Raw genomic sequence first — 1,663 nt, forward strand, 5'->3', positions numbered from 1 at the left:
TTTTGTATTCCAAAAGCAGAGAGTTATGGAAATATTATGGAATTTCTCAGATTTCCGATTTTTATAGCTAGTATTTCAGTTCCAGTATCTTTAGTTATTAGTAGATTTCATAGTTCAAAATTAGCTTCAAAATCGAATGCTCTGAATGAGAAAAACATTGCCTTTAATCACTACTTTGATCTTAAACGACACTTTAAAGAACATGTGAATAGAGAATTAGTTCTGCTTGATAAGCAGAAAAGTATTGAGGTTGTTGATATCGATAAACTCTTTGAAGTTATATTTCCAAATAATTCATGGGAACGTACTGACTTAACAAGTTCAATAGACAATGTAGTCGGAAAATTCGGTGAGTGGGTTGAGTCTATTGAGCCAAACCTAATGAACACCGAGATTAGCAACGCTACAGCTGCACAATACAATAAGTTGGCTAGAGAGCTAGGGTTGTTGACGTTAAACGGATCCTTTAAAAGGACACCGTTGCAATTTAATTATCAATTTGTAGCTATTGCATGGGGAGACAGTGAGAGTCCCCTTATACACGGTATTGAATTGCTTTATGACATCACAATAATTTCTGCGCAATTTTCAAAACTCCCCTTAGCGGAGCTAACAACACGATTAACAGACAGAAAAGATAATATCGTTGAGCAAGTGTTTGTTGAAGAGAATGACGCTATGGATAGGTTTGAAAGCATGTTTTCGGTTCTAGTAAAGGATTATGAGGACTCCTTGAAGGATCATGTTTAGCTAACAATCGCATGTTGTTGGAAAATAGGATTTGAAACTTAGCTTTTATGAATGTCGTGTGAAAGCGTTGTAAAATTAGTCTTTAAGGGAAAAATTCTGAAAGATTCACGTAACGATGGATTTGATTAGTGCAAATAATAAACAACTTTTCGTAGGTGAGATTCGCTTTAATTTTTTACTCCCCCGTTAGATGCTCAAAAGTGAAAAATAGGGTCGCGTCTTGCCTTTTGCCACTTTCTTTTTGAATGTCTGCTATTGGCTGTGAGTTCAGCCACTCGACAACATAAAATGTTGATAATAATTGGGCAATGTATTTTACTGTGTCGGATGGCGTTTCGCTTATCCGACCTACAAAGGCAGAAACCGGAAATCACCTACCCATAAATTCCGTATTTATACATTAAGGTTTTTAAAGCCTTAATGTAATTAATTTTCAACCATTCAACCATTTACCTAAATCTAAACCTACTTAAATTTAAGGTGAACTTTAATTAATAAATCTAAATCTGAGTGCCACACCTTGCTTAAAATTCAAACTATTCTCAAGCTGCCGCGAATTCTCGACTTAAGTGTCGCTGGCCAAAAAAAATCCAAATAATACACATTTTTTCAAATAACAATTGATAACCATTTTCGTTTAGATTAGTATGCAGCTACTAAATGAAATTGAGAGTGGTTTGTATTCATGTATATTTGTCTATGTCACGGTGTGACTGATAAAAAAATTGAGCAAACAATTGACGATGGTGCAACAACCATGCGTGAATTAACCAAAGAGCTTAAAGTAGGCAGCCAATGCGGTAAGTGTTGTGGTTGTACTAAAAAGATCCTTAATCGCAGACTTATTCAAATTGCGGATGTAACGGATCAAGTTGCTTAATTACATATAAAATTTAGATATAAAAAAAGCAGC

2 protein-coding genes are annotated in these 1,663 nt (G+C 34.8%); both read left to right on the forward strand.

The annotated features are described in order from the left end of the window. Positions 1-750: hypothetical protein (locus H5072_RS18740; protein ID WP_220488710.1), on the forward strand; the 750-nt coding region annotated here is incomplete at its 5' end. A gap of 685 nt (positions 751-1,435) precedes the next feature. Then, positions 1,436-1,630, forward strand: a complete 195-nt coding sequence (locus H5072_RS18745; RefSeq protein ID WP_002960627.1) for a (2Fe-2S)-binding protein — start codon at positions 1,436-1,438, stop codon at positions 1,628-1,630. Positions 1,631-1,663 lie beyond the last annotated feature (33 nt).

Origin of the sequence: Pseudoalteromonas sp. SR45-5 (assembly GCF_014163565.1) — a bacterium.
GTDB classification, from domain to species: domain Bacteria; phylum Pseudomonadota; class Gammaproteobacteria; order Enterobacterales; family Alteromonadaceae; genus Pseudoalteromonas; species Pseudoalteromonas distincta.